The following is a 22,287-nucleotide window of genomic DNA, read 5'->3' as shown; positions in this document are numbered from 1 at the left end:
ATGACACCTCGGTTGCCAAACTGCACCGAAGATGACACCTTGGTTGTCATGACAGCTGCTGAACTGAATTTCTTCGCATCTGCCGACGGGGACCTGGCCTACCGCGACGAGGGCACCGGCGACCCCGTGGTGCTGCTCCACTCCGGGTTCGCCGACCACCGAGTCTTCGGCGACCAGATACAGGCCCTCGCCGCTCACCACCGGGTGATCGCGCCCGACGTGCGCGGCCATGGCTTCTCCGCAAACGCGAGCCGACCGTTCCGCTGGGCGGACGACCTCGCCGGGCTGCTGCGCCACCTGGACACCGGCCCCGCGGTCCTGGTCGGCCTGTGCATGGGCGCGGCCGTGGCGACCGACACGGCGCTGGAGTACCCCGAACTGGTCCGCGCGGTCGTCGTCAGCGGGGCCGGGACCAGCGAGTTCGAGTTCAAGGACCCGGGAACCCTGGAACACGTGGCCGAGTCGGCCCGGCTGCTGGGCAGCGGAGACGCCGAAGGATGGCTCGACCGCTTCGCGAGGGGCGTGGCGGGACCGCACCGGACGCCGGACGAGGTCGCTCCCGAAGTCCAGCGACGGCTGCGGGAGGCGTGCGCGCACACGCTCGCCAAGCACACGCCGGGTGAGACGGACTGGAAGGTGCCCGTCGCCGACACCTGGTCCCGGCTGCCGCAGATCGACGTCCCGGTCCTCGCCGTCCACGGCGCACTGAACTGGCCCGACAGCGTCGCGATGGCGGAACGCGTCGCCCGCACGGTGCCGGGCGGCCGCTCGGTCACCGTCGACGGTGTCGGGCACTACCCGAACCTGGAGGCGCCCGAGGAATTCAACGGCATTCTGCTCGACTTCCTGCGGACCCTCTGACGCCGGCCGGCTCAGCGTGCGACCGCGTAACTCAGGTCCCGCACGCTGAGCGACGCCGGCTCCAGACGCAGCCACACCGTTCCGCGCTCGGCCGGGTCGTCGTGCAGATAGTGCACGAACCTCGGGTCCCAACAGCCCTCGTCCGGCCCCAGGTAGCGGGCGAGCTTGCGCCGGCCCCGAGGGACGTCGAACGGGGCGACCTCCGCCGGCCCCGCGCGATCACCTGGCGCACCAGACCCGTGGCCGGATCGCACTCGTCGACCACGAGAGCCACGGCCGGGTCGTCCCGGACCCGCCGGAGGAGCCGCGCCCACGGCCCGGTCAGGATCCAGAAGGCCCCGTCCTCCCAGAGGAACCAGACCGGGCGAACCGTCGGCCCGTTCGTCGCGATGCGCGCGGTCAGCGGCCGCTGGAGGAAGGCGTCGACGTCGAAGGGATGAGAAGCCATCACCCAGATCTACGCCACTACGCCTCTACTCCTCTACGGCACGACCGTCACCGGCCACCGCCCCGCCTTGACCAGCCGCACCGCGACGGAGCCGACGATCCGGTGCCCGGCCTGCTCGGAGGCACCCACCACCACGGCGTCGGCCTTCAGGTCGTCCGCCGCCTTCACCAGTCCGTTGTAGGGGTCGCCGCGGAAGGTGTGGAACTCCCAGCGGATGTCGAATATCCCCTTGACCCGCTCGGTCGCGTCCCGGATCTCCGCGATCAGGCCCTCGGCGATCTCGTCCGTCGTCTCCGCGACGGGCACCCCCAGTGCCGCGCCCGCCGCCATCACCGGCTGCACGTACACGACGGCGAGCAGGGCGTGCTGCCGTCGGGCCAGGCCCGCGGCGTAGGCCGCCGCGCGGAACGAGGAGTCGGAGCCGTCCACCCCGACCACGATGACCTTGGGCCCGTCCGTGCCCCGCTCGAACCGGTGCGAGTGCTGATCCGTCACGGCACGGAGGCTATCGGAAGCCGCAGGTCCCGCCGCCGGGCAGGGCACTCACAGGGAACGCGGAGAGCTCTCGACGGGCGAGGAGGCCGCAGCCTTCCTACAGTCGGAGCATGAGTGCCACCGTGGAGGCCGCCCCGGCGAAGGACACCACGGGCCGGACACGGCCGCCCGGGAACGGCTTTCTCAGCAGGGTGCCGGAGGGATACGCGACCTTCTTCGGCGCCCTCGGACTGCTGTGCGTCCTGCTGGCCCTCATCCCGCCGCTGCGCACCGCGCTCCGTCCGGTCGTACGCGTCCTCGACCAGCTCATCGTCCCGGTCAGCGCCAACCTCGCCTACGCCGTCTTCCTCTTCCTGCTCGCCGCCGCGACCGCGGCCCGCAAGAAGGTCGCCTGGTGGCTGGTCGTCGTCTATCTGGGCCTGCTGGTCCTGACCGACGCCCTCGGCACGGCGTTCGGCGACTACTCCGACAACGTCCCCTCCCTCGTCGTGTGCGGCCTCGCCCTGGCCCTGCTCATCGTCGCCCGCAAGGAGTTCTACGCCGCCTCCCGCCGCGCCGCCCTGCGCCGGGCCCTCGGCGTCCTCGTCGTCGGCCTCGCCGTGGGGATCCTCGTCGGCTGGGGGCTCGTCGAGCTGTTCCCCGGCACGCTGCCGCGCGGCCAGCGGCTGGCGTGGGCCGCCGACCGGGTCTGCGGCGGCCTCGTCTCCGGCACCACCTACGACGGGCGGCCACCGCGCCCCCTGTACTTCCTGCTCGGCCTGTTCGGCGCCCTCGCCCTCCTGAACGCCGCCGCGACCCTGTTCCGCTCGCAGCGCATGGAGGCCGCCCTGCACGACGACGAGGAGGCCCGCATCCGCGCCCTCCTCAAGGCGTACGGCGACCAGGACTCCCTCGGCTACTTCGCCACCCGGCGCGACAAGGCCGTCGTCTTCTCACCCAGCGGCAAGGCCGCCGTCACCTACCGCGTCGAGGCCGGCGTGTGCCTCGCCAGCGGGGACCCGGTGGGCGACCGGGAGGCCTGGCCGCACGCCATCGCCGTCTGGCTGGACCTGGCCCGCCGCTACGCCTGGGTGCCCGCCGCGATGGGCGCCTCCGAGGACGGTGCCCGGGCCTACGCGCGCGCCGGACTCGGCGCCCTCCAACTCGGCGACGAGGCGATCCTGTACGTACCGGACTTCGACCTCGACGGCCGTGACATGCGGGTCACCCGGCAGGCCGTGCACCGCGTCCGGCGCACCGGCGCCCACTGCCGCATCCGCCGCCACTCCGCCCTCAGCGAGGCGGAGATGGAGGAGGTGACCGGCAAGGCCGACGCCTGGCGCGACACCGAGACCGAGCGCGGCTTCTCCATGGCCCTGGACCGCCTCGGCGACCCGGCCGACGGTGATTGTCTCCTCGTGGAGGCCCTCGGCGAGGACGGCGAGCTGCTCGCCGTGCTGTCCTTCGTGCCCTGGGGCAGGGAGGGCATCTCCCTGGACCTGATGCGCCGTGACCGGGGCGCCCCCAACGGCGTCATGGAGTTCATGGTCGCCGACGTGTGCGCGGCGGCGCCGAAGATGGGCATCCGCCGGATCTCGCTGAACTTCGCCGTGTTCCGCTCGGTCTTCGAGGAGGGCGCCCGCATCGGCGCCGGACCGGTGCTGCGGCTGTGGCGGCGCCTGCTGCTGTTCTTCTCCAAGTGGTGGCAGCTGGAGGCCCTCTACCGCTCCAACGCCAAGTACCGCCCCCAGTGGTTCCCGCGCTTCCTCTGCTACGGCGAGGCCGCCTCCCTCGCCCGCATCGGCCTCGCCTCCGGCATCGCCGAGGGGTTCGTCTCCGTACCGTCGCTGCGCAAACTCCGCAGAAAGGGGCACCCGAGGGACGGACCGCGTCCGGCGACCACCGAAGGACTTCCCTCGCTGGCCGCGCTCGGCCTCGATGGAGGGGACGAGGCCGGGGCGACCGGGCCGGATGCGGGCCTGCCCGAGCAGGTCCGCATCCGGCACCACACCCTCGACCGGCTCCGCGCGGGCGGCCTGGACCCCTACCCGGTGGGCATCCCGGCCCGCACCCACGCCCTCGCCGATGTCCGCGCGGGCGAGCAGGTCACCGTCGCCGGCCGGATCATGCTCGTGCGCGACTTCGGCGGCATCGTCTTCGCCGTCCTGCGCGACTGGTCCGGCGACCACCAACTCGCCCTCACCCGGGGGGACTCCGGCGACGCCCTCGACCGCTTCACCGCCGACACCGACATCGGCGACCTCGTCAGCGCCACCGGCCCGGCCGGCGTCAGCGACAAGGGCGAGCCGACCGTCTTCGTCACCTCCTGGCAGCTCATCGGCAAGTGCCTGCGCCCCCTGCCCGACAAACGCCGCGGCCTCGCCGACCCCGAGACCAAGGTCCGCATGCGCTACCTCGACCTGGTCTCCAGCCCCGCCGCCCGCGACGTCGTCCGCGCCCGCTCCGTCGCTGTCCAGGCCCTGCGCCAGGGCCTGTTGCAGCGCGGCTACCTCGAGGTCGAGACGCCGGTGCTGCAACAGATCCACGGCGGCGCCAACGCCCGCCCCTTCACCACCCACATCAACGCCTACGACCTCGACCTCTACCTGCGCATCGCCCCCGAGCTGTATCTCAAGCGACTGTGCGTCGGCGGTATGGAGAAGGTCTTCGAGATGGGCCGCACCTTCCGCAACGAGGGCGTCGACTACAAGCACAACCCCGAGTTCACCATGCTGGAGGCCTACCAGGCGTACGCCGACTACGACGTGATGCTCGACCTCGTCCGTGAGCTCATCCAGGGCTCCGCGACCGCCGCCTTCGGCTCGCCGATCGCCCGCAAGGACGGCAAGGAGTACGACATCTCCGGGCAGTGGCCGGTCAAGACGGTGTATGGCGCGATCTCCGAGGTGCTGGGGGAGGAGATCGACCCCGACACCGAACTGCTCAGGCTGCACCGGCACTGCGACCGCGTGGGCGTGCCCTACACGGCCGACGACGGCCACGGTGACGTCGTCCTGGAGATGTACGAGCGGCTCGTCGAGGAGAAGACCCAGCTGCCCACCTTCTACAAGGACTTCCCGACCGACGTCTCCCCGCTCACCCGCCAGCACCGGGTGGACCCGCGGCTCGCCGAGCGCTGGGACCTCGTCGCCTTCGGCACCGAACTCGGCACCGCCTACTCCGAGCTCACCGACCCCGTCGAACAACGCCGCCGCCTCACCGCACAGTCCCTGCTCGCCGCCGGCGGGGACCCCGAGGCGATGGAACTCGACGAGGAGTTCCTCGACGCCCTGGAGTACGCCATGCCGCCCACCGGCGGCCTCGGTATCGGCGTCGACCGGCTGGTCATGTTCCTCACCGGCCTGACGATCCGCGAGACCCTGCCGTTCCCGCTGGTCCGCCGCCGCTGACCGGGCGTCATAGGCGCCGTTGCTGAGCCGGTCGGGCGTTTTGATGCCGCCGTACCGGTGCCGACGTGGTGGGTCGGTCCCTCACCGGGCGACTGATGATTCATGACGAAGGATCAGTCGCTCGCACGTTCGCTCACGCGACGCCGCGCGCTGCTCGCCGGTGCCGCCGCCGTCGGAGCCGCCGGCACCGCCGGATGGTTCGCGTCGGTCGCGGGCGAGGAGCCGATCCGGCCCGCCGCCCCGGCCGCGGGCCCACACGCGCATCGCGCGCTCAAGCCCTCCGCCCACCGGCTCCAGCCCCTCACGGGATACGGCCCGCCCCGCGCGGCGCCCCGCCGGACCCTCATCCGACGCGAGCCGTTCCTGCGCGTGTCCGGACGCGGCCGCACCATGGTGCTGACCTTCGACGACGGACCCGACGCCCGCTACACCCCGTACATCCTGGACACACTGCGCGAGTACGACGTACGCGCCATGTTCTTCGTGTGCGGCGAAATGGTCGCCGAGAACGGGGACCTCCTGGCGCGCATGGCCGACGAGGGCCACGTCGTCGGCAACCACACCTGGTCCCACCCGCTGCTCACCCGCCTGAGCCACCGCCGGATCCGCGCCGAGATGGAGCGCACCTGCGACATCGTCGAGGAGACGTACGGCGAACGCCCCGCCTGGTTCCGCGCGCCCTACGGCGCCTGGAACCGCGCCACCTTCCAACTCGGCGCCGACCTGGGCATGGAACCGCTGGCCTGGACCGTCGACACCCTCGACTGGACCACGCCCGGCACCCGCACGATCGTCGACCGGGTCGAGGACGGCGCCGCCCCCGGCGTCGTGGTGCTCTCGCACGACGCCGGGGGCGACCGCACCCAGAGCGTCCTGGCCCTGCGCGCCTATCTGCCGCAGCTGCTGGACTCCGGGTATTTCGTCACCGTCCCCGAACGGAAGTACATCTGACCGGAACGGAAGTACACCTGACCGGAACGGAAGTACACCTGACGGGACCGGAAGAAGCCGGGACGGATTTCGCCGGCCCGGCGAGGAACGCTCAGCGGACCCCGACCAGACTGGCGAAAGCGACGACGTTCCCGTCATAGCCGTTCTGCTTCGAGAAACCGCCACCGCAGGTGATGACCCGCAATTCGGCGCTCCCTTTCGAGGCGTAGACCCGGTCGCCGGGGAAGTTGTTCTTCTCGAACACCTCGACGCCGTACACCTCGAAGACGGCCGTCTTCCCGTCCTGGCGGGAGACTTCGACGCGACTCCCGCGCTTGAGCGCGCCGAGACTGTAGAACACGGCCGGACCCTGGGTGTTGTCGACATGGCCGACGACCACCGCGGTGCCCTTCTCCCCGGGAGACACCGAGCCGGTGAACCAGCCCCCCAGGTTCGGGTCCTCCGGCGGCGGGGCGCCGACCCAGCCGTCCACGTCCAGGCCGACCGGGATCACCGGCGCGTCGACCTGGATCGAGGGGATGCTGACCCGGTCCGGCAGGGCGTACGGGAGCGGCTGCGCCACACCGGCGAAGACGCCGCCGGACACCTGGCTGTCCGCGGCCGCCGCCGACGCGGGCTGCGGCGGGCCCACCTCGAACTCCCCGGACCCGTTGCGAATGAGCGCGAGACCGGTCAGCAGAACAAGCGCTATCACGCCCCAAGGAGCGTGCTTCTTGCGCCGCTCCTCCTCTTCGGCCACCTCGGACCCGTACATTCGACTTCCCCTCTCGACGCGCCCGTCGCCCCGTCCATCGCGCATACGAAAACGCTAAGTCCCACGCAGAGAACCGGCGACGGGGTGGATACCGAACGGGTGGCCCCGCTGTATTCGGTGCGCCATCCGAGTTGCCGCCGACCGGAAAATTCTGACGGTCCGTGACCTGCGGCAATTCCGATTGTGGGCTTGTCCGTCGGCGTGTCCTCTCACCAGGACGGACCATCGCCGAAATGCGGCCTCGGGCACGGCATCTGAGGGTCTTTCTGGGAGACGCTTTCTCGCCGATTCGACCGGGGACGGTTCCCGGGGTGTCTTCCGCGGAGGATCACATGCGTACTACTAGTGCCCTGGCGGCCGCTGCCACCGCGGTCGCCGCTCTCGGCCTCGCCGCCCCGGTGGCCGCGGCCCGGGACGGTATGCCCATCGGACCGAGCAACATCGTCGCCCTGCCCAGCGTCATCGCGCGCGGCGGGCAGTTGACCATCACCGTCGACGGCTGCCCGCAGGGTGGCACCGCGACCTCGGACGCGTTCCGGCCCACGTCGCTGACCCCCGTGGGCGGCAGCACGGCCAAGGGCACCGCGACGATCGACAACCGCGCGAGGCCGGGCGCGCACAGCATCACCGTGCGCTGCACCAACGCAGGCAGGCCCCTGACCCACCCGAACGCGTTCACCGTCATCGGCGGAGTCCGAGGCGGTCTCGGCGGCAGCAGCGCCACGGGCGCGACGCCGACCGACATGGCCATCGGAGGTGGGCTCATTGCCGTGGCCGTCATCGGTGGCGGGGTGTTCTGGATGCGGCGGCGGGCGGAGAAGCGGATCTGACCGTTGCCCGGCGGAGACAGCTCGCACGTTCCTCAGGGCTTCGCCCCGGATCCCCCACGAGGGGGCCGGGGCGAAGTCCTTTGTGTGCGGTCGCTGGTGTCAGGTGCCGTCCTCGTCGCCGCGGCGCCGCGAGAGGTGGTGCGCCGTTCCGAGCGAGGCCGCGATCAGCGCGGCGCCCATGCCGATCTCCTTCAGGTTCAGGTCGGCCAGGCTGCCGCCCTCACCCGCCGCAACGCCCTTGTGCCAGTGCGGGGGAGCGACCTCCCGGCCGCCGACGATGGTGAGGTCCACGTCCTGCCAGAAGGTGCCGCAGTGGAACGACACCTCGTACCGGGCCCCCGGTTCGGCGTCCCGGTCCATCACGACCCTGGCCGATGTCCGCCCTCGGGGAATGATGACGGTGTCGAAGACCCCCGACGACACGCTGACGCTCTGCTCGCAGCCGGTCGCGTGCAGCGTGACCCGTCCACCGGGGGCGACGGTGGAGGGCAGCACGGCGACCCGGAATCCCTCGGTGTCGCCGCGGGCCTGGGCGGCGGGTGCGGTCAGGAGGAGGGCGCTGACGCCCAGCAGTGCGGCCGAAGCGACGCGTATCGCGCGCATGGTGTTCCCTCCGGGTCCCCGAGGAGCAGCCGCGGACCCTTGCCCGCTCGCGTCGGACGTGCACCTCGATGATCGGAACGCTAGGAAGGCGCGCACACGGGCGCGATCGCTGTCGTGCGAATGGGGCAGGTGTGTGGGCCGTTCAGGGGGCGGAGGTGCCGCGAACGGGGGACAGGAGCGGCGTGGCGGCAACGCGTGCGGTGCCGTCGCCGCCTTCGCCACGTCCCCCGGGCGGTGCGTCGGGTGGGGCCCGTCAAATGGGGGCGCCGGGTGCCGGTCCGGTGAGGGCGCGTCAGCCCTTGGCCTGTGGGAAGAGTTCCAGGAACGGTTCCGCCGATGCCGTGACGCCACGGCTGTACGGCGCGTCGAAGTCCCAGATGAGGAAGAGCAGGAAGGCGATCAGTGCGGAGAACAGCCCGGCGAGGATCAGCTCGCGGGGCGTGCGCCGGATCTGCAGGGCGAAGATCATCCCGATGGTGACGAGGCCCCCGGCGATGAGCCCGAACCACACCACGCCCGGCATGGTCTCCCCGGTCGAGTTCGCGCGAGCGTTGCGCGCCTGGTCGGCGGCTGTCACCTGGTCGAGGAGCGGCTGGTAGGCCTGCGCCTCGAAGTCCGTCCTCGGCTTGTAGTCGGTGACGTCCTCACGGATGCGCTGGAAGAGCTCGGCACCGCGGTCGGTGACCCGGCCGTCGTCGGCCATCGTCTTCCACTCGGTGGTGACGACGTGTCCGACATAGGTGTTGACGTCGGCACGAATACGGTCACGGATGTCGGCGGGATAGACCCGGACCCGTTCCGAGACCTCGTGCAGCGCCACGGCCTCCGCCTGGACGTGGTCCTGGGCGGCGCTGCGGCCCTCCCACACGCCGGCGATGGCAAGGCCCAGGACAATGGCGTACACCACACCGATCCACATCGTCATGTACTCGATGACGTCCGGGGTCTCGGAGGGATCCTCGTCCTCGGGGGCCGTGCGGTGCCGTAGGAAAGTCACGATGACCACGACGGCGCAGGCGGCCAGCATCGCGAGGGTGAGAACAAGCCATTCCGGCAAGGGAAGCCTCCAGGTTCAGCGCGGACGCAGCGCGGCGACGGCTGCGATCGCGGGCGCCGCGATGAGCAGGACGAAGGTGAGGGGCGACGGGGCGTCGTGGGCCGCCCGCCGGTGCGGGGTGGCGCGGTAGGGCGGGTAGTGCACGGGGGTGACGGGCGGGCTCGGGGTGGGCTTCGCCGACGGCTTCGGTGTCGGTTTCGGCGTCGGGGTGGGTGTGGGCGTCGGCGTGGGGACCGGCCTCGGGCGAGGTGGGGCGGGCTGGGGAGCCGGGGGCGTTGGTGGCGGCCGTGGCGGCGGGGGCTCGGGCTTCGGGGTGGGTGTGGTCTTCGGCGGTGGCGTGGGGGTGGGCTCCGGCGTCGGCGTCGGCGTGGGCGTGGGCGTCGGTGTCGGTGTCGGGGTGGGAGTCGGCGACGGCACCGGGCACTGCGTGGGCGTCGGCCAGGTGAGGGTTCCGACGACCGCCACCGCCTGCGCGCCGTCGGGGCCGGTGTCGGCGTAGGCGCAGACGTCGGCCACGGCCACACCGGCCGGTGCCGCCACCAGGAGCCAGGTCAGCGCCACCACCGTCAACACCCTTGTGGTGAGCGTGGATTGGGTCGGTTCGAGTCCATGCACGACGAAGATCCTGAGTCCCGTGCACGTTCCCACGTGCCGGAGCCCGGCCGGATTGCCTCGAACGGGCGACGTATGGCCCTCGAAAGGTTTGCCCGGAGGGCGCATGAGTGACCGTCGAAGCGCACACGCGTGCGACGGGAGGGGTGGGTGGGGTCCCAGGCGAAGCGGCTGGTCTCACAGCCGCGAGGCGGGCGGTGTCACAGCTCTCGGAAAGAAATTTGTGCCTCGGTTGAACACGAACGTGGCTCCCATGCGTACCCAATGTCGTGCGGCGGCGCAGCAGGGCGCTGCAACACCCTTGTGATTATGGGGAGTTGACGATGAAGACCTCGTGGCGGAGCGCCTCGCTCGTGGTGAGCGCCGTGGCAGTGCTGGCGCTGACGACGGCATGCGGCTCGGAAACCGCCCCGCCGGCGAGCAGCCAGAACGTGGGTGCCACGGCCGCGGCGGGTGATTACGGAAGCGCCGGTACCGGCCTTGGGAACGGATCCGGGTACGACGCCGGCGCGGCCGGCCAGGAGGGCGCCGCCACGCCGACCGCCTCCGCCGGTGAGCTGTCCGTCTCCACCAACGAGGAACTCGGCGAGGTGCTGACCGACAGTGCCGGACTGACGCTCTACCGCTTCGACAAGGACGTCGCCGAGCCGCCCAAGTCGAACTGCGACGGCGACTGCGCGACCAAGTGGCCGCCGGTCCCCGCGGACGACGTAACGGCCGGCGCCGGTATCGACGACGCGGTGCTCGGCTCGGTCACCCGCTCCGACGGCACCAAGCAGCTGACGGTCGACGGCTGGCCGGCCTACCGCTTCGCGAAGGACACCCAGGCCGGCGATGTCAACGGTCAGGGTGTGGGCGGAACTTGGTACGCGCTCGCCCCCACCGGCAAGAAGGCGCAAGGAGGCGGCGCCGAGGCCGCCGATCTGCCCGGTCTGTCCACGCGTAAGGACCCCAAGCTGGGCGAGATCGTCATCGACAAGAACGGCCACACGGTCTACCGCTTCATGAAGGACTCGCCCTGGCCGATGAAGACGGCGTGCACCGGCGAGTGCCTGGAGAAGTGGCCGGTCATCGCGCCGGTCGACGCCGAGGACACCGAGGGCATCGACCTGAAGGGGTCCGGTCCCAGGGGCCAGGGCTACGTCGTCTTCGATCGGCCCGACGGCATCAAGCAGCAGACCATCGACTGCGTACCGATCTACACCTTCGCGGGCGACAAGAAGCCCGGAGACACCAACGGTCAGGGCGTCGGCGGCACTTGGTTCGCCATTCGCCCCGACGGCAAGCCGGTCGGCGCGTCGGAGAAGTAGAGATCACACCTCCCCAGGGTTGATCGCCTCACCCAGCCGAGTACGCACCACGGAAGGGAGGGACGAAGACAGCGAGAGTGCCGGACGAACGGACGGCGCGCCCGACCCACCGGTCCGCCCCCTGCAGCTCCACGCGCAGGGGGCGGACCGGTTTGCCGTCATTCACCGGTATTCTTCGGCCTCTTTCACCATGGTTCGGAACTCTGTGGAATGCTTCGGATGCTTTTGACGGAGGGCGCGTGGGGCATCAATTCGGCACGTGCCGCTGGCAGTGACCGGGAACGGATGGTCAATTTCCGTTTCCGCTCGCTCCTTTGGCGGGCGATCAGTAGCCTCTGCTCGAACACCGGATCGCCTAAGCCTTGGAGAGATAGATGGAGCGTCCCGCCTGGGCCCCACGGGGCATCGACATCTCGGTGCCCAGTGTCTCGCGGATCTACGACTACTACCTGGGCGGTTCGCACAACTTCGAGGTCGACCGGGAAGCGGCCCGCAAGGCCATGGAGTTCATGCCGGGGCTCCCCAAGATCATGCAGGCCAACCGGGCGTTCATGCGCCGTGCCGTGCGCTTCGCGGTCGACGAGGGCATCACACAGTTCCTGGACATCGGCTCCGGCATCCCGACGTTCGGCAACGTCCACGAGGTGGCCCAGGCCGCCAGCCCCGACGCGCGTGTGGTGTACGTCGACCACGACCCGGTCGCCGTCGCGCACAGTCAGGCAGTCCTGGAGGGCAACGACGGCGCGGACGTCGTCGCCGCGGACCTGCGCAAGCCGAAGGAGATCCTGGCCAGTTCGCAGGTCGAGGGCCTCATCGACCTGAACCGGCCAGTGGCGCTGCTGCTCGTTGCCATACTGCACTTCGTGGAGGACGAGGACGACCCGTACGAGGCGGTGGCCGAGCTGCGCGACGCGCTCGCGCCCGGCAGCATGCTGGTGCTCAGCCATGCCTCGTACGAGGGAATCCCGCTGCCCGAGGAGCGGGCCAAGGGCACGGTCGACGTGTACAAGGACATTCGCAACCCGCTGATCATGCGTTCGCGCGACGGGATCGCGCGGTTCTTCGAGGGGTACGACATGGTGGAACCCGGACTGGTGCCGATGCCGCACTGGCGGCCGGACACCGCACCGGAGGACGAGGATCCGTATGCCTTCTCCGGTTTCGCCGGCGTGGGACGTACGGCGTGAGCGCGGGGCCGGACGGGCCGGAGGACAGACTGCGCCGGTTCGCGACGATCTGGAGCCGGGCGGTCTTCCCGGTGACCTCGACGTCGTCGACCCGGCCGGAGTTCGAGGAGCAACTGCTGCCGCTGGCCCGGCGGTTGAGCGACGCGCTCAGGGCCAGGACCTTCGACGCGAACGAGGGCAGGGCGGTCGGCGCCGCGCTCGTCACCGCGCACTGCACCGACCCCGAGGCGCTCAGCCGCTCGCTGGACTGCGTCGACGCCTACCTCGTGCTCTACTGCGGGACGGACGGCGACCAGGAGGACCTGAGGGCGCGCTCCTCGCGGCTCCAGCACGCCATGGCCGCCGGGTTCGCCCAGGCGCTGCGCGAGCGGACGCTGGCCGAGCAGGAGGCGATCTCCGCGGCCGCCCTCAAGGCGCAGGGCGTCGTGGCGCAGGCGCTGCACGCCACCGAGGCCCGCTTCCGCGCGGTGTTCGAGGGCGCGGCCATAGGCATCGGCATCGCCGACCTGTCGGGCAACGTCCTCCAGGTCAACGGTGCGCTGCTGAGGATGTTCGGTGTCTCCGAGCAGACCATGCACGGCCGGAACGTCATGGAGTGGACCCACCCCGAGGACGCGCCGCAGACCTGGAAGCTCTACGACGAGCTCGTAAGCGGCGAGCGTGAGCACTACCACGTCGAGAAGGCGTTCTACCGACCTGACGGAACGGTCCTGTGGACCAACCTCACGGTCTCCCTGCTGCGCGACCCCGACGGCAACCCGCAGTACCAGCTGGCCCTGATGGAGGACACCACCGAGCGGCGGCTGCTCAATCTGCGGCTGCGCTACGAGGCCACGCACGACGCCCTCACGGGCCTGCCCAACCGCACGTTCTTCTTCGAACGCCTGGAGAAGGCGCTGGGTGCCGGCGAAGGACAGCGGTTCGGCCTGTGCTACCTCGACCTGGACGGCTTCAAGACCGTCAACGACAGCCTGGGACACGCGGCCGGCGACCGGCTGCTCGTCGAGGTCGCCGACCGGCTGCAGGCCTGTGCCACCGCGCCCGGCGAGATGGTCGCGCGGCTCGGCGGCGACGAGTTCGTGGCGCTGACCACCGGCCCCGACACCGAGCACGAGGTCGACGAACTCGCCGCCCGCATCATGAACGCGCTGATCGCCCCGATCAGCGTCGACGGCCGGGAACTGACCGTGCGTGGCAGCATCGGCATCGTCGAGGGCCCGGCCGGGGAGCGCAGCCCGGCGGAGGTGCTGCGCAGCGCCGACATCACCATGTACCGGGCCAAGTCGGCGGGCGGCAACCGTTTCGAGCTCGCCGACGAGGAGGCCGACGCCCGCGCCATCACCCGGCACGGCCTGACCACCGCGCTGCCGACGGCCCTGGACCGGGGCGAGTTCTTCATCGAGTACCAGCCGCTGGTCCACCTCGGCGACGGCAGTGTGCGCGGCGCGGAGGCCCTGGTGCGCTGGCTGCACCCGCAGCACGGCGTCCTCGGCCCGGACCGGTTCATCCCGCTCGCCGAGCACACCGGGCTGATCGTGCCGCTCGGCCGCTGGGTGCTGGAGCAGTCGGTGCGGCAGGCGCGCGAGTGGCGAGAACGTCACGACGATGCGGGCCCGCTCCGCATCAACGTCAACCTCTCGCCCTGCCAGCTCACCCATCCCGGGCTGGTCCAGGACACGGTGGACATCCTGGAGCGCGCGGGCGTCGAGCCGCAGTCCCTCTGCCTGGAGGTCACCGAGTCGGCCCTCATCGGCGCCGACGACGACCTGCTCAAACCCCTGCGCCGGCTCGCCGAGATGGGCGTCGACATCGCCCTGGACGACTTCGGCACCGGCTACTCCAACCTCGCCAACCTGCGCCGGCTGCCGGTGAGCATCCTCAAGCTGGACCGCTCCTTCACCCAGAGCATGCAGCAGTTCCCGGCCGACCCCGTCGACCTCAAGATCGTCGAGGGGATCGTCTCCCTGGCCCACAGCCTGAGCCTTGCGGTGACCGTGGAGGGCGTGGAGACCGGTGCCCAGGCCGAGCAGCTGCGGATCCTGGGCTGCGACACGGCTCAGGGCTGGTACTACGCCCGCCCGGGCCCGCCGGAGCGGCTGCACGAGCTGGCGCTGGTGGACGCGACGGGTTGAACACCCGGGCCGTACGGGACCGGGGGCGCTCCTTTCCCCTCCCGTACGGCCGGTCCTCGCTCAGGTACGGCCTCCGCACGGTCGTATAGCGTGAAGCCATGCCTGACGGGCCGATCGATCTGGATCTGCGCAAGCTGCGCTACTTCGTGGCCGTGGCCGAGCGCAGGCACTTCGGCCAGGCGGCCCTCGCCCTGCACGTCACCCAGCCCGCGCTGTCCAGACAGGTGCGGCAGTTGGAGCACGACCTGCGGGTCGAGCTGTTCACCCGCAGCACGCGTGACGTCGCGCTCACACCGGCCGGCGAACAGTTCCTGCGCGACGCCAAGGCGCTGCTCGCCGCTTCGGAGGCCGCCCAGGAGCGGGCCCGGCGCATCAGCGCCGGGGATGACGCGCTGGTCGTCGGGTTCATGCTCGGCACGGACGTCAGCCTCGCGCTGAACGCGTTCTCCGGGCAGCATCCCCACGTGTCCATCGAGCTGGTCCGGCTGCGCTGGTGGAGCCAGGCGCGGGTGCTGCTGGACGGCGGCGTCGACGTCGGGTTCGTACGGCCGCCCGTCGAGGCCGACGGGGTGGATCTGCTCCCCCTGTACCCCGAGCACCTCACCGCCGTCCTGCCCGTCGATCACCCGCGAGCACGCGACGCCAAGGTCGCCCTCGCCGCCCTGGCCGACGATCCGGTCCTGGAGTACGCCGACGCGGCCGAGGCCTGGTCGGCCGTCTGGAACGCCGACCCGCGCCCCGACGGCACCCGGCCCGGCCACGGCCCCGCCTTCCACGACATGGAGGAACTGCTGGGCTACGTCCGGGGCGGGCGCGGGATCGCGTTCGTACCGAACTCCGTCGCGGCCGCGTTCCCCCGGTCCGACATCGCCTACGTCCCGGTCGCCGACGTACCGCCGGGCCAGGTGGCCCTCGCCTGGAACGGCGCGCGCCGCTCGCCGCTCGTCACGGGCTTCGTCGAGGCGGTACGTGCGGCCGTGCGGGTGAGAGGGACGACGTAGACCTGCGCTCATGCCGAGTCGGCATCAATCGCGCGGGAAGAGGCATTGGACGGGCCGTGCAGGCCCCCCAAGACTCGGAGGTACCGGAAATTCCCGAGTGCCTCCCCAACCCCCTGGAGCCCGCGATGCGTGCTGCCGTCGCCACCGGCGCGAACCTCCCCCTCGTCCTCGACACCCTCGACGTCCCCCAGCCCGCAGCCGGTGAGGTCCTGGTCAAGGTGACCGCCTGCGGCGTCTGCTTCTCCGACCTGAACCTGCTGCGCGGCCACTACCCCTTCGCCCGCTACCCCGTCGTCCCCGGGCACGAGATCACCGGAGTCGTGACCGCCGTCGGCGAGGGCGTGACCTGGCCCGAGGTCGGCACCGTGGTGGGCGCCCAGTTCCTGTACGACTCCTGCGGGCACTGCGACTACTGCGTGCGCGGCGACCAGATCCTGTGCCCCCGCAAGCGGATCACCGGCATCGTGGCGGACGGCGGCTACGCCGAGTACGCCCTGCTCAAGGCCGACTTCGTCACGCCGCTGCCGGACGGCCTCGATCCGGTGGCCGCGGCTCCGCTGATGTGCGCGGGCCTGACCGCCTTCAACGGCCTGCGGCAGGGCGGCGCGCAGCCCGGGTCCCGGGTCGCCGTCGTGGGCCTGGGCGGAGTCGGTGCGCTGGCCGTGCGCTACGCCGTCGCCATGGGCGCCCGCGTCGCCGTGGTGGGCCGCTCCAGGCGCGGCGAGGACCAGGCCAAGACCCTGGGCGCCGAACTGTTCGTCGCCACCGACGAGTCCGACCCCGCCGAGGCACTCAGGGCCTGGGACGGCGGCGCCGACCTGGTGCTCAACGCCGCCCCTTCCACCGCCGCGGCCACCGCCACCCTGGGCGGTATCGCCCCCGACGGCACCCTCCTGCTCCTCGGCTACGGCTCCGAGCCGCTCACGCTGCCCACCCAGCCCATGATCCTCAACCGCCTGCACGTGGCCGCGTCGCCCTCCGGCTCACCCCACGACCTGCGCGACACCCTCGCCTTCTCCGCGGCCCACGGCATCCTGCCCGAGGTCACCCCGATCGCCCTGGACCAGGCACCGGCGGTCCTCGACGCGATGGCCGACGGATCGGCGCACGGCCGCAGCGTCATCACCTTCGCCTGACCCGCCGGATCACCGTCCGCCTTCGCGCAAGGAGACCTCCATGCCCTACGTCGCCCTCGTCACAGGTGCCTCCAGCGGCTTCGGCGCCCTGACCGCCCGCGCCCTCGCCGACGCCGGACACACCGTCTACGCCGGGATACGGCAGACCACCGGCCGCAACGCCCCGGCCGTCGCCGACGCCCATGCGTACGCCCAACAGCACGGTGTCGCGCTGCGCACCGTCGAACTCGACGTCTCCAGCCAGGAGTCCGTCGATGCCGCGGTCGCGTCGGTGACGGCCGAGGCGGGGCGGATCGACGTCGTCGTGCACAACGCCGGGCACATGGTGCTCGGTCCGACCGAGGCGTTCACGCCCGAGCAGATCGCCGAGATCTACGACACCAACGTGCTGTCCACACAGCGGGTCAACCGGGCCGTGCTGCCGCGGATGCGGGAGCGGCGCGACGGTCTGCTGCTGTGGGTGGGCTCGTCCAGCACCTTCGGCGGCACCCCGCCCTACCTCGGCCCCTACTTCGGCGCCAAGGCCGCGATGGACCACCTGGCCAAGAGCTACGCGGTCGAGCTGAGTCGCTTCGGTATCGACACGGCCCTCGTGGTCCCCGGTCCCTACACCTCGGGCACCAACCACTTCGCCCACGCGATGCACCCGGAGGACACGGCCACCGCGGAGGCGTACGACACCCTCTACGCGGGACTGATGGACGACGTCGGCAAGGCTCTGGCCGCCCTGGCGCCGGCCGACGCCGACGTCCGCGAGGTCGCCGACGCCATCGTCCGTATCGTCGGCACGCCGAAGGGCGAGCGCCCCTTCCGCACCACCATCGACCCCGCCGACGACGGCTCGGAGCGGGTGAGCGACGTCGCCGACAGCGTCCGCGCCGACTTCTACGAGCGCATCGGCATGCCGGATCTGCTCACACCCCGTACCCGGAGCTGAGGCTCACCGCGCCCGCCGTAGACCGACGCTCAGCGCTCCAGCAGCATCCGCTGCAACTCCCGGGCGGCCCGCGGCGGAGCCACGTCGCTGCGGTGGGCCAGCGCGATCGTCCGGTGCAGCCCGGGCCGGGCCAGCGGGGTCACCCGCAGCCCCCGACCCGATCGCGCCGCCACCATGCGCGGTACGACGGCCACGCCCAGCCCCGCCCGCACGAACCCCAGCACCGCGTCCATCTCCCCGCCCTCCACCGCGAAGTCCGGCTCGAAGCCCTCGGCGCGGCACGCGGCGACGGTCAGTTCGCGCAGGTCGTAGCCGTGCCGGAACATCACCAGGCGTTCGCCCTCCAGGTCGGCGACGCGCACGGTGCGCCGGCCGTTGCCCGGCCGGGGCGCCTCCGGGGAGGAGACGACCACCAGGTCCTCGCGCAGCAGCTCCACCGTGGTCAGGGCGGGGGAGGGGGTCGGTAGCGGCAGGACGACCAGGGCCAGATCGAGGGCGCCGCGCGCCAGCTCGCGCACCAGGTCGTGCGAGCCGCCCTCCTCGATCAGCAGCTGGATGCCGGGATAGCGGTCGTGGAAGGCGCGCAGCACATCCGGGAGCAGGCCCGTGCACAGGCTCGGCGTCGCGCCCAGCCGGACCCGGCCCCGGCGCAGCTGCACCAGCTCCTGCACCTCGTGCCGCGCGGTGTCCGCGTCGGCCAGGATGCGCCGGGCCAGCGGGAGCAGGGCCTCCCCGGCGTCCGTCAGCGTGATGTTGCCGCGTGCCCGCAGGAACAGGTCCGCGCCCAACTCCCGCTCCAGCGCCTTGATCTGCTGCGACAGCGAGGGCTGCGCGACATGTACCAGGTCGGCGGCCCGGGTGAAGTGCCGGGTCTCGGCGACCGCCACGAAGTACTGGAGCTGCTGGAACTGCATCCAGTCATCATAGGGTCCGGCTATCGAAACGAGCCGGACCATGTCTTGGACCGATGGGGCCGTTCGGCCCTAGCGTCATGTCCCATGGCTCTGGCAACGCGGACGGATCGACGGCCGTCCATGGCACGCACGGTGTGGGACTCCACCGTCGGCAAGAAGACCGTGATGGCGGTCAGCGGGCTGATCATGCTGCTGTACCTGGTCGTCCACATGATCGGAAACCTGAAGATCTTCTTCGGGGCGGGCGAGTTCAACCACTACGCGCACTGGCTGCGCACCGTCGGCGAGCCGTTCATGCACTACGAGTGGACGCTCTGGCTCGTCCGCGTCGTACTGGTCGCCGCCGTCGTCGCCCACGCCACCTCGGCGTACCAGCTCAGCCGCCGCGACATCAAGGCGCGTCCCAGCAAGTACGTGCACAAGAAGCCGCGGGCCTCCTACGCCACGCGCACCATGCGCTGGGGCGGGATCATCCTCGGCCTGTTCATCGTCTGGCACATCCTCGACCTGACGACCGGCACCGTGCACTCCGGCGGCTTCCAGGAGGGCCGGCCGTACCAGAACGTCGTGGACACCTTCTCCACCTGGTACGGCAACGTCATCTACATCGTCGCGATGCTCGCGCTCGGCCTGCACATCCGGCACGGCTTCTGGAGCGCCGCCCAGACCCTCGGCGCCGGCAGCCGCACCCGCGACCGCGCCCTGAAGACCTGCGCCAACGTCCTCGCGCTGCTGCTCACGGCCGGCTTCATCGCCGTACCCGTGGGCGTCATGACCGGAGTGGTGAGCTGAAGATGACCTACACCGACTACGCGACCGGCGAACCGGTCGTCGACCCCAAGGCCCCCTCCGGCCCCGTGGCCGAGCGCTGGGACAAGCGCCGCTTCGAGGCCAAGCTGGTCAACCCCGCCAACCGGCGCAAGCACACGGTGATCGTGGTGGGCACGGGACTGGCCGGCGGCTCCGCGGGCGCCACCCTCGCCGAACAGGGCTACCACGTCGTCCAGTTCTGCTACCAGGACTCCCCGCGCCGCGCCCACTCGATCGCCGCGCAGGGCGGCATCAACGCCGCGAAGAACTACCGCAACGACGGCGACTCCATCCACCGGCTGTTCTACGACACGGTCAAGGGCGGCGACTTCCGGGCACGGGAGTCCAACGTGCACCGGCTCGCGCAGATCTCCGTCGAGATCATCGACCAGTGCGTGGCGCAGGGCGTCCCCTTCGCCCGTGAGTACGGCGGGCTGCTCGACACCCGCTCCTTCGGTGGCGTACAGGTGTCGCGGACCTTCTACGCCCGCGGCCAGACGGGCCAGCAGCTGCTGCTCGGCGCGTATCAGGCCCTCAGCAGGCAGATCGCCGCGGGCAACATCGAGATGCATCCGCGTACCGAGATGCTCGACCTGATCGTCGTCGACGGACGGGCACGCGGCATCGTGGCCCGAGACCTGATCACCGGCCGGATCGACACGTACTTCGCGGACGCCGTCGTACTCGCCAGCGGCGGCTACGGCAACGTCTTCTACCTGTCGACGAACGCCATGAACTCCAACGCCACCGCCGTCTGGCGGGCCCACCGGCGCGGCGCCTACTTCGCCAACCCCTGCTTCACGCAGATCCACCCCACCTGCATCCCGCGCACCGGCGACCACCAGTCCAAGCTGACGCTGATGAGTGAGTCGCTGCGCAACGACGGCCGGATCTGGGTGCCGAAGGCCAAGGGCGACGATCGCCCGGCGAACAAGATCCCCGAGGACGAGCGCGACTACTACCTGGAGCGCATCTACCCGTCCTTCGGCAACCTCGTGCCCCGTGACATCGCCTCCCGCGCCGCGAAGAACGTCTGCGACGAGGGCAGGGGAGTGGGCCCCGGCGGACAGGGCGTGTACCTGGACTTCGCCGACGCCATCAAGCGGATGGGCCGGGGGGCCGTCGAGGCCAAGTACGGCAACCTCTTCGACATGTACCAGCGGATCACCGACGAGGATCCGTACGAGGTGCCGATGCGGATCTACCCGGCGGTGCACTACACGATGGGCGGCCTGTGGGTCGACTACGACCTGCAGACCACCATCCCCGGTCTGTTCGCGATCGGCGAGGCCAACTTCTCCGACCACGGGGCGAACCGGCTCGGTGCCTCGGCCCTGATGCAGGGCCTGGCCGACGGCTACTTCGTGCTGCCGGCCACCATCAACGACTACCTCGCCCGCAACCCGCACCACGAGCGGGTCACCGACGAGCACCCGGTCGTCCAGGAGGTGCTGGCGGAGACCCAGGACCGGCTCAACCTGCTGCTGGCCGTGGACGGCGACCGAACGCCGGACTCCTTCCACCGCGAGGTCGGCGAGCTGATGTGGGAGTTCTGCGGCATGGCCCGCACCGACGCCGGGCTGCGCAAGGCCCTGGAGCGCATCCCGCAGATCCGCGCGGAGTTCTGGCGGCGGATCAAGGTCCCGGGCACCGGCGAGGAGTTCAACCAGTCCCTGGAGAAGGCCAACCGCGTCGTCGACTACCTGGAGCTCGCCGAGCTCATGTGCCTCGACGCGCTGCACCGCGACGAGTCCTGCGGCGGCCACTTCCGCGAGGAGTCGCAGACGCCGGACGGTGAAGCGGCCCGCAAGGACGACGAGTTCGCGTACGCGGCCGCCTGGGAGTTCACCGCCACCGGCGAGGCTCCGACCCTGCACAAGGAAGACCTGGTCTTCGAGTACGTCCACCCCACCCAGCGGAGCTACGCATGAAGCTCACCCTGCGCGTCTGGCGGCAGAAGAACGCCGACGCCGAAGGCGCCATGTCCACGTACGAGGTGGACGGGATCTCCTCCGACATGTCCTTCCTGGAGATGCTCGACACCCTCAACGAGGAGCTCATCCTCAAGGGCGAGGACCCGGTCGCCTTCGACCACGACTGCCGTGAGGGCATCTGCGGCGCGTGCTCGCTCGTGATCAACGGCGACGCCCACGGGCCCGAGCGGACGACCACCTGCCAGTTGCACATGCGGTCCTTCGAGGACGGCGACACGATCGACATCGAGCCGTGGCGGGCGTCGGCGTTCCCGGTGATCAAGGACCTGGTCGTGGACCGGGCGGCCTTCGACCGGATCATCCAGGCAGGTGGGTACATCACCGCGCCGACGGGGGCGGCTCCCGAGGCGCATGCCACGCCGGTGCCGAAGCCGGACGCCGACTTCGCCTTCGAGCACGCCGAGTGCATCGGCTGCGGCGCGTGCGTGGCGGCCTGTCCCAACGGGGCGGCGATGCTGTTCACTTCCGCCAAGATCAACCACCTGAACGTGCTGCCGCAGGGGGCGCCCGAGCGCGAGACGCGGGTCCTGGACATGGTCGCGCAGATGGACGAGGAGGGCTTCGGCGGGTGCACGCTCACCGGGGAGTGCGCCACCGCATGCCCCAAGGGCATTCCGCTCATGTCCATCACCAGCATGAACAAGGAGTGGCTGCGGGCCACTCGGAAGGTGAAGCGGTAGTTCGAGCCGCACAACAGACGTTCGCCGACCAGCGCGGACGGACGGGGCCGGGAGTGGTGCTCCCCGGCCCCGTCTCGCGTTTCGGCGCTCGTCAGGTGAACAGCACCGGACCGCTCGGCTGACCGGTCGGGCACCGGAATGTGGACGACCAGTACGAGTTCACGCCGTTCAACATCCGCACATCCG

General features: G+C 71.0%; 19 protein-coding genes and 1 pseudogene. 13 read left to right on the top strand and 7 right to left on the bottom strand.

Annotation, left to right across the window (positions count from 1 at the left end; genetic code table 11):
- The first annotated feature begins 48 nt into the window (after positions 1–48).
- Positions 49–861, top strand: coding sequence for an alpha/beta fold hydrolase (locus ABD932_RS38895; RefSeq protein WP_345020521.1), 813 nt, complete (start codon positions 49–51; stop codon positions 859–861).
- Positions 862–872: 11 nt separating this feature from the next.
- Here ABD932_RS38895 and ABD932_RS38890 read toward each other — a convergent pair.
- Together ABD932_RS38890 and ABD932_RS38885 are read right to left on the bottom strand one after the other, a co-directional pair.
- Positions 873–1,309, bottom strand: a pseudogene (locus ABD932_RS38890) (pyridoxamine 5'-phosphate oxidase family protein).
- A gap of 33 nt (positions 1,310–1,342) precedes the next feature.
- Positions 1,343–1,804: a universal stress protein gene (locus ABD932_RS38885; RefSeq protein ID WP_345020520.1), complete on the bottom strand. Its 462-nt coding sequence runs from the start codon at positions 1,802–1,804 to the stop codon at positions 1,343–1,345.
- Between the two features lie 110 nt (positions 1,805–1,914).
- Between ABD932_RS38885 and lysX the strand changes: the two genes are divergently transcribed.
- Together lysX and ABD932_RS38875 are read left to right on the top strand one after the other, a co-directional pair.
- Positions 1,915–5,193, top strand: coding sequence for a bifunctional lysylphosphatidylglycerol synthetase/lysine--tRNA ligase LysX (gene lysX, locus ABD932_RS38880; RefSeq protein ID WP_345020519.1), 3,279 nt, complete (start codon positions 1,915–1,917; stop codon positions 5,191–5,193).
- A gap of 102 nt (positions 5,194–5,295) precedes the next feature.
- On the top strand, positions 5,296–6,144 hold the full coding sequence (locus ABD932_RS38875; RefSeq protein ID WP_345020518.1) for a polysaccharide deacetylase family protein: 849 nt from the start codon (positions 5,296–5,298) through the stop codon (positions 6,142–6,144).
- Between the two features lie 91 nt (positions 6,145–6,235).
- On the opposite strand, the gene ABD932_RS38870 is transcribed toward ABD932_RS38875, so the two are convergent.
- Positions 6,236–6,898 (bottom strand): class F sortase, encoded by a 663-nt coding sequence (locus tag ABD932_RS38870; protein WP_345020517.1) that lies wholly within the window; start codon positions 6,896–6,898, stop codon positions 6,236–6,238.
- Positions 6,899–7,230: 332 nt separating this feature from the next.
- Here ABD932_RS38870 and ABD932_RS38865 point away from each other — a divergent pair, with 332 nt between their 5' ends.
- Positions 7,231–7,728 (top strand): hypothetical protein, encoded by a 498-nt coding sequence (locus ABD932_RS38865; protein WP_345020516.1) that lies wholly within the window; start codon positions 7,231–7,233, stop codon positions 7,726–7,728.
- Positions 7,729–7,827: 99 nt separating this feature from the next.
- On the opposite strand, the gene ABD932_RS38860 is transcribed toward ABD932_RS38865, so the two are convergent.
- From ABD932_RS38860 to ABD932_RS38850, 3 genes are all read right to left on the bottom strand, one after another.
- Entirely contained in the window at positions 7,828–8,331 is a 504-nt protein-coding gene (locus tag ABD932_RS38860) for a hypothetical protein (RefSeq protein WP_345020515.1), read from the bottom strand.
- Positions 8,332–8,623: 292 nt separating this feature from the next.
- Complete coding sequence (locus ABD932_RS38855; RefSeq protein ID WP_345020513.1) at positions 8,624–9,388, bottom strand: bestrophin-like domain; 765 nt, start codon at positions 9,386–9,388, stop codon at positions 8,624–8,626.
- A 15-nt stretch (positions 9,389–9,403) separates the two neighbouring features.
- Complete coding sequence (locus tag ABD932_RS38850; protein ID WP_345020511.1) at positions 9,404–10,003, bottom strand: hypothetical protein; 600 nt, start codon at positions 10,001–10,003, stop codon at positions 9,404–9,406.
- Positions 10,004–10,323: 320 nt separating this feature from the next.
- Between ABD932_RS38850 and ABD932_RS38845 the strand changes: the two genes are divergently transcribed.
- The 6 genes from ABD932_RS38845 to ABD932_RS38820 all read left to right on the top strand — a co-directional run bounded on the left by ABD932_RS38845 (position 10,324) and on the right by ABD932_RS38820 (position 17,703).
- On the top strand, positions 10,324–11,310 hold the full coding sequence (locus tag ABD932_RS38845) for an SCO0930 family lipoprotein (RefSeq protein WP_345020510.1): 987 nt from the start codon (positions 10,324–10,326) through the stop codon (positions 11,308–11,310).
- Between the two features lie 374 nt (positions 11,311–11,684).
- Positions 11,685–12,497: an SAM-dependent methyltransferase gene (locus ABD932_RS38840; RefSeq protein WP_345020508.1), complete on the top strand. Its 813-nt coding sequence runs from the start codon at positions 11,685–11,687 to the stop codon at positions 12,495–12,497.
- On the top strand, positions 12,494–14,629 hold the full coding sequence (locus ABD932_RS38835; RefSeq protein WP_345020507.1) for a putative bifunctional diguanylate cyclase/phosphodiesterase: 2,136 nt from the start codon (positions 12,494–12,496) through the stop codon (positions 14,627–14,629). The genes ABD932_RS38840 and ABD932_RS38835 overlap by 4 nt, the downstream gene beginning before the upstream one ends.
- A 98-nt stretch (positions 14,630–14,727) precedes the next feature.
- Entirely contained in the window at positions 14,728–15,630 is a 903-nt protein-coding gene (locus ABD932_RS38830) for a LysR family transcriptional regulator (protein ID WP_345020505.1), read from the top strand.
- A gap of 125 nt (positions 15,631–15,755) precedes the next feature.
- Positions 15,756–16,766, top strand: a complete 1,011-nt coding sequence (locus ABD932_RS38825; RefSeq protein WP_345020503.1) for an alcohol dehydrogenase catalytic domain-containing protein — start codon at positions 15,756–15,758, stop codon at positions 16,764–16,766.
- A gap of 40 nt (positions 16,767–16,806) precedes the next feature.
- Positions 16,807–17,703 (top strand): SDR family oxidoreductase, encoded by an 897-nt coding sequence (locus tag ABD932_RS38820; RefSeq protein ID WP_345020502.1) that lies wholly within the window; start codon positions 16,807–16,809, stop codon positions 17,701–17,703.
- 29 nt (positions 17,704–17,732) lie between these two features.
- On the opposite strand, the gene ABD932_RS38815 is transcribed toward ABD932_RS38820, so the two are convergent.
- On the bottom strand, positions 17,733–18,617 hold the full coding sequence (locus tag ABD932_RS38815) for a LysR family transcriptional regulator (protein WP_345020500.1): 885 nt from the start codon (positions 18,615–18,617) through the stop codon (positions 17,733–17,735).
- A 120-nt stretch (positions 18,618–18,737) separates the two neighbouring features.
- On the opposite strand from ABD932_RS38815, the gene ABD932_RS38810 reads away from it, so the two are divergent.
- From ABD932_RS38810 to ABD932_RS38800, 3 genes are read left to right on the top strand one after another with little or no spacing between them, the layout of a single operon-like run.
- Positions 18,738–19,409: a succinate dehydrogenase gene (locus tag ABD932_RS38810; protein WP_345020498.1), complete on the top strand. Its 672-nt coding sequence runs from the start codon at positions 18,738–18,740 to the stop codon at positions 19,407–19,409.
- Between the two features lie 2 nt (positions 19,410–19,411).
- Positions 19,412–21,358, top strand: a complete 1,947-nt coding sequence (locus tag ABD932_RS38805) for a fumarate reductase/succinate dehydrogenase flavoprotein subunit (RefSeq protein ID WP_345020496.1) — start codon at positions 19,412–19,414, stop codon at positions 21,356–21,358.
- Positions 21,355–22,101, top strand: a complete 747-nt coding sequence (locus ABD932_RS38800; protein WP_345020494.1) for a succinate dehydrogenase/fumarate reductase iron-sulfur subunit — start codon at positions 21,355–21,357, stop codon at positions 22,099–22,101. The genes ABD932_RS38805 and ABD932_RS38800 overlap by 4 nt, the downstream gene beginning before the upstream one ends.
- Positions 22,102–22,287: the final 186 nt, after the last annotated feature.

The sequence above is a fragment of the Streptomyces shaanxiensis genome (assembly GCF_039537145.1).
GTDB classification, from domain to species: domain Bacteria; phylum Actinomycetota; class Actinomycetes; order Streptomycetales; family Streptomycetaceae; genus Streptomyces; species Streptomyces shaanxiensis.
This window is presented reverse-complemented; position numbering and strand designations above follow the sequence as displayed.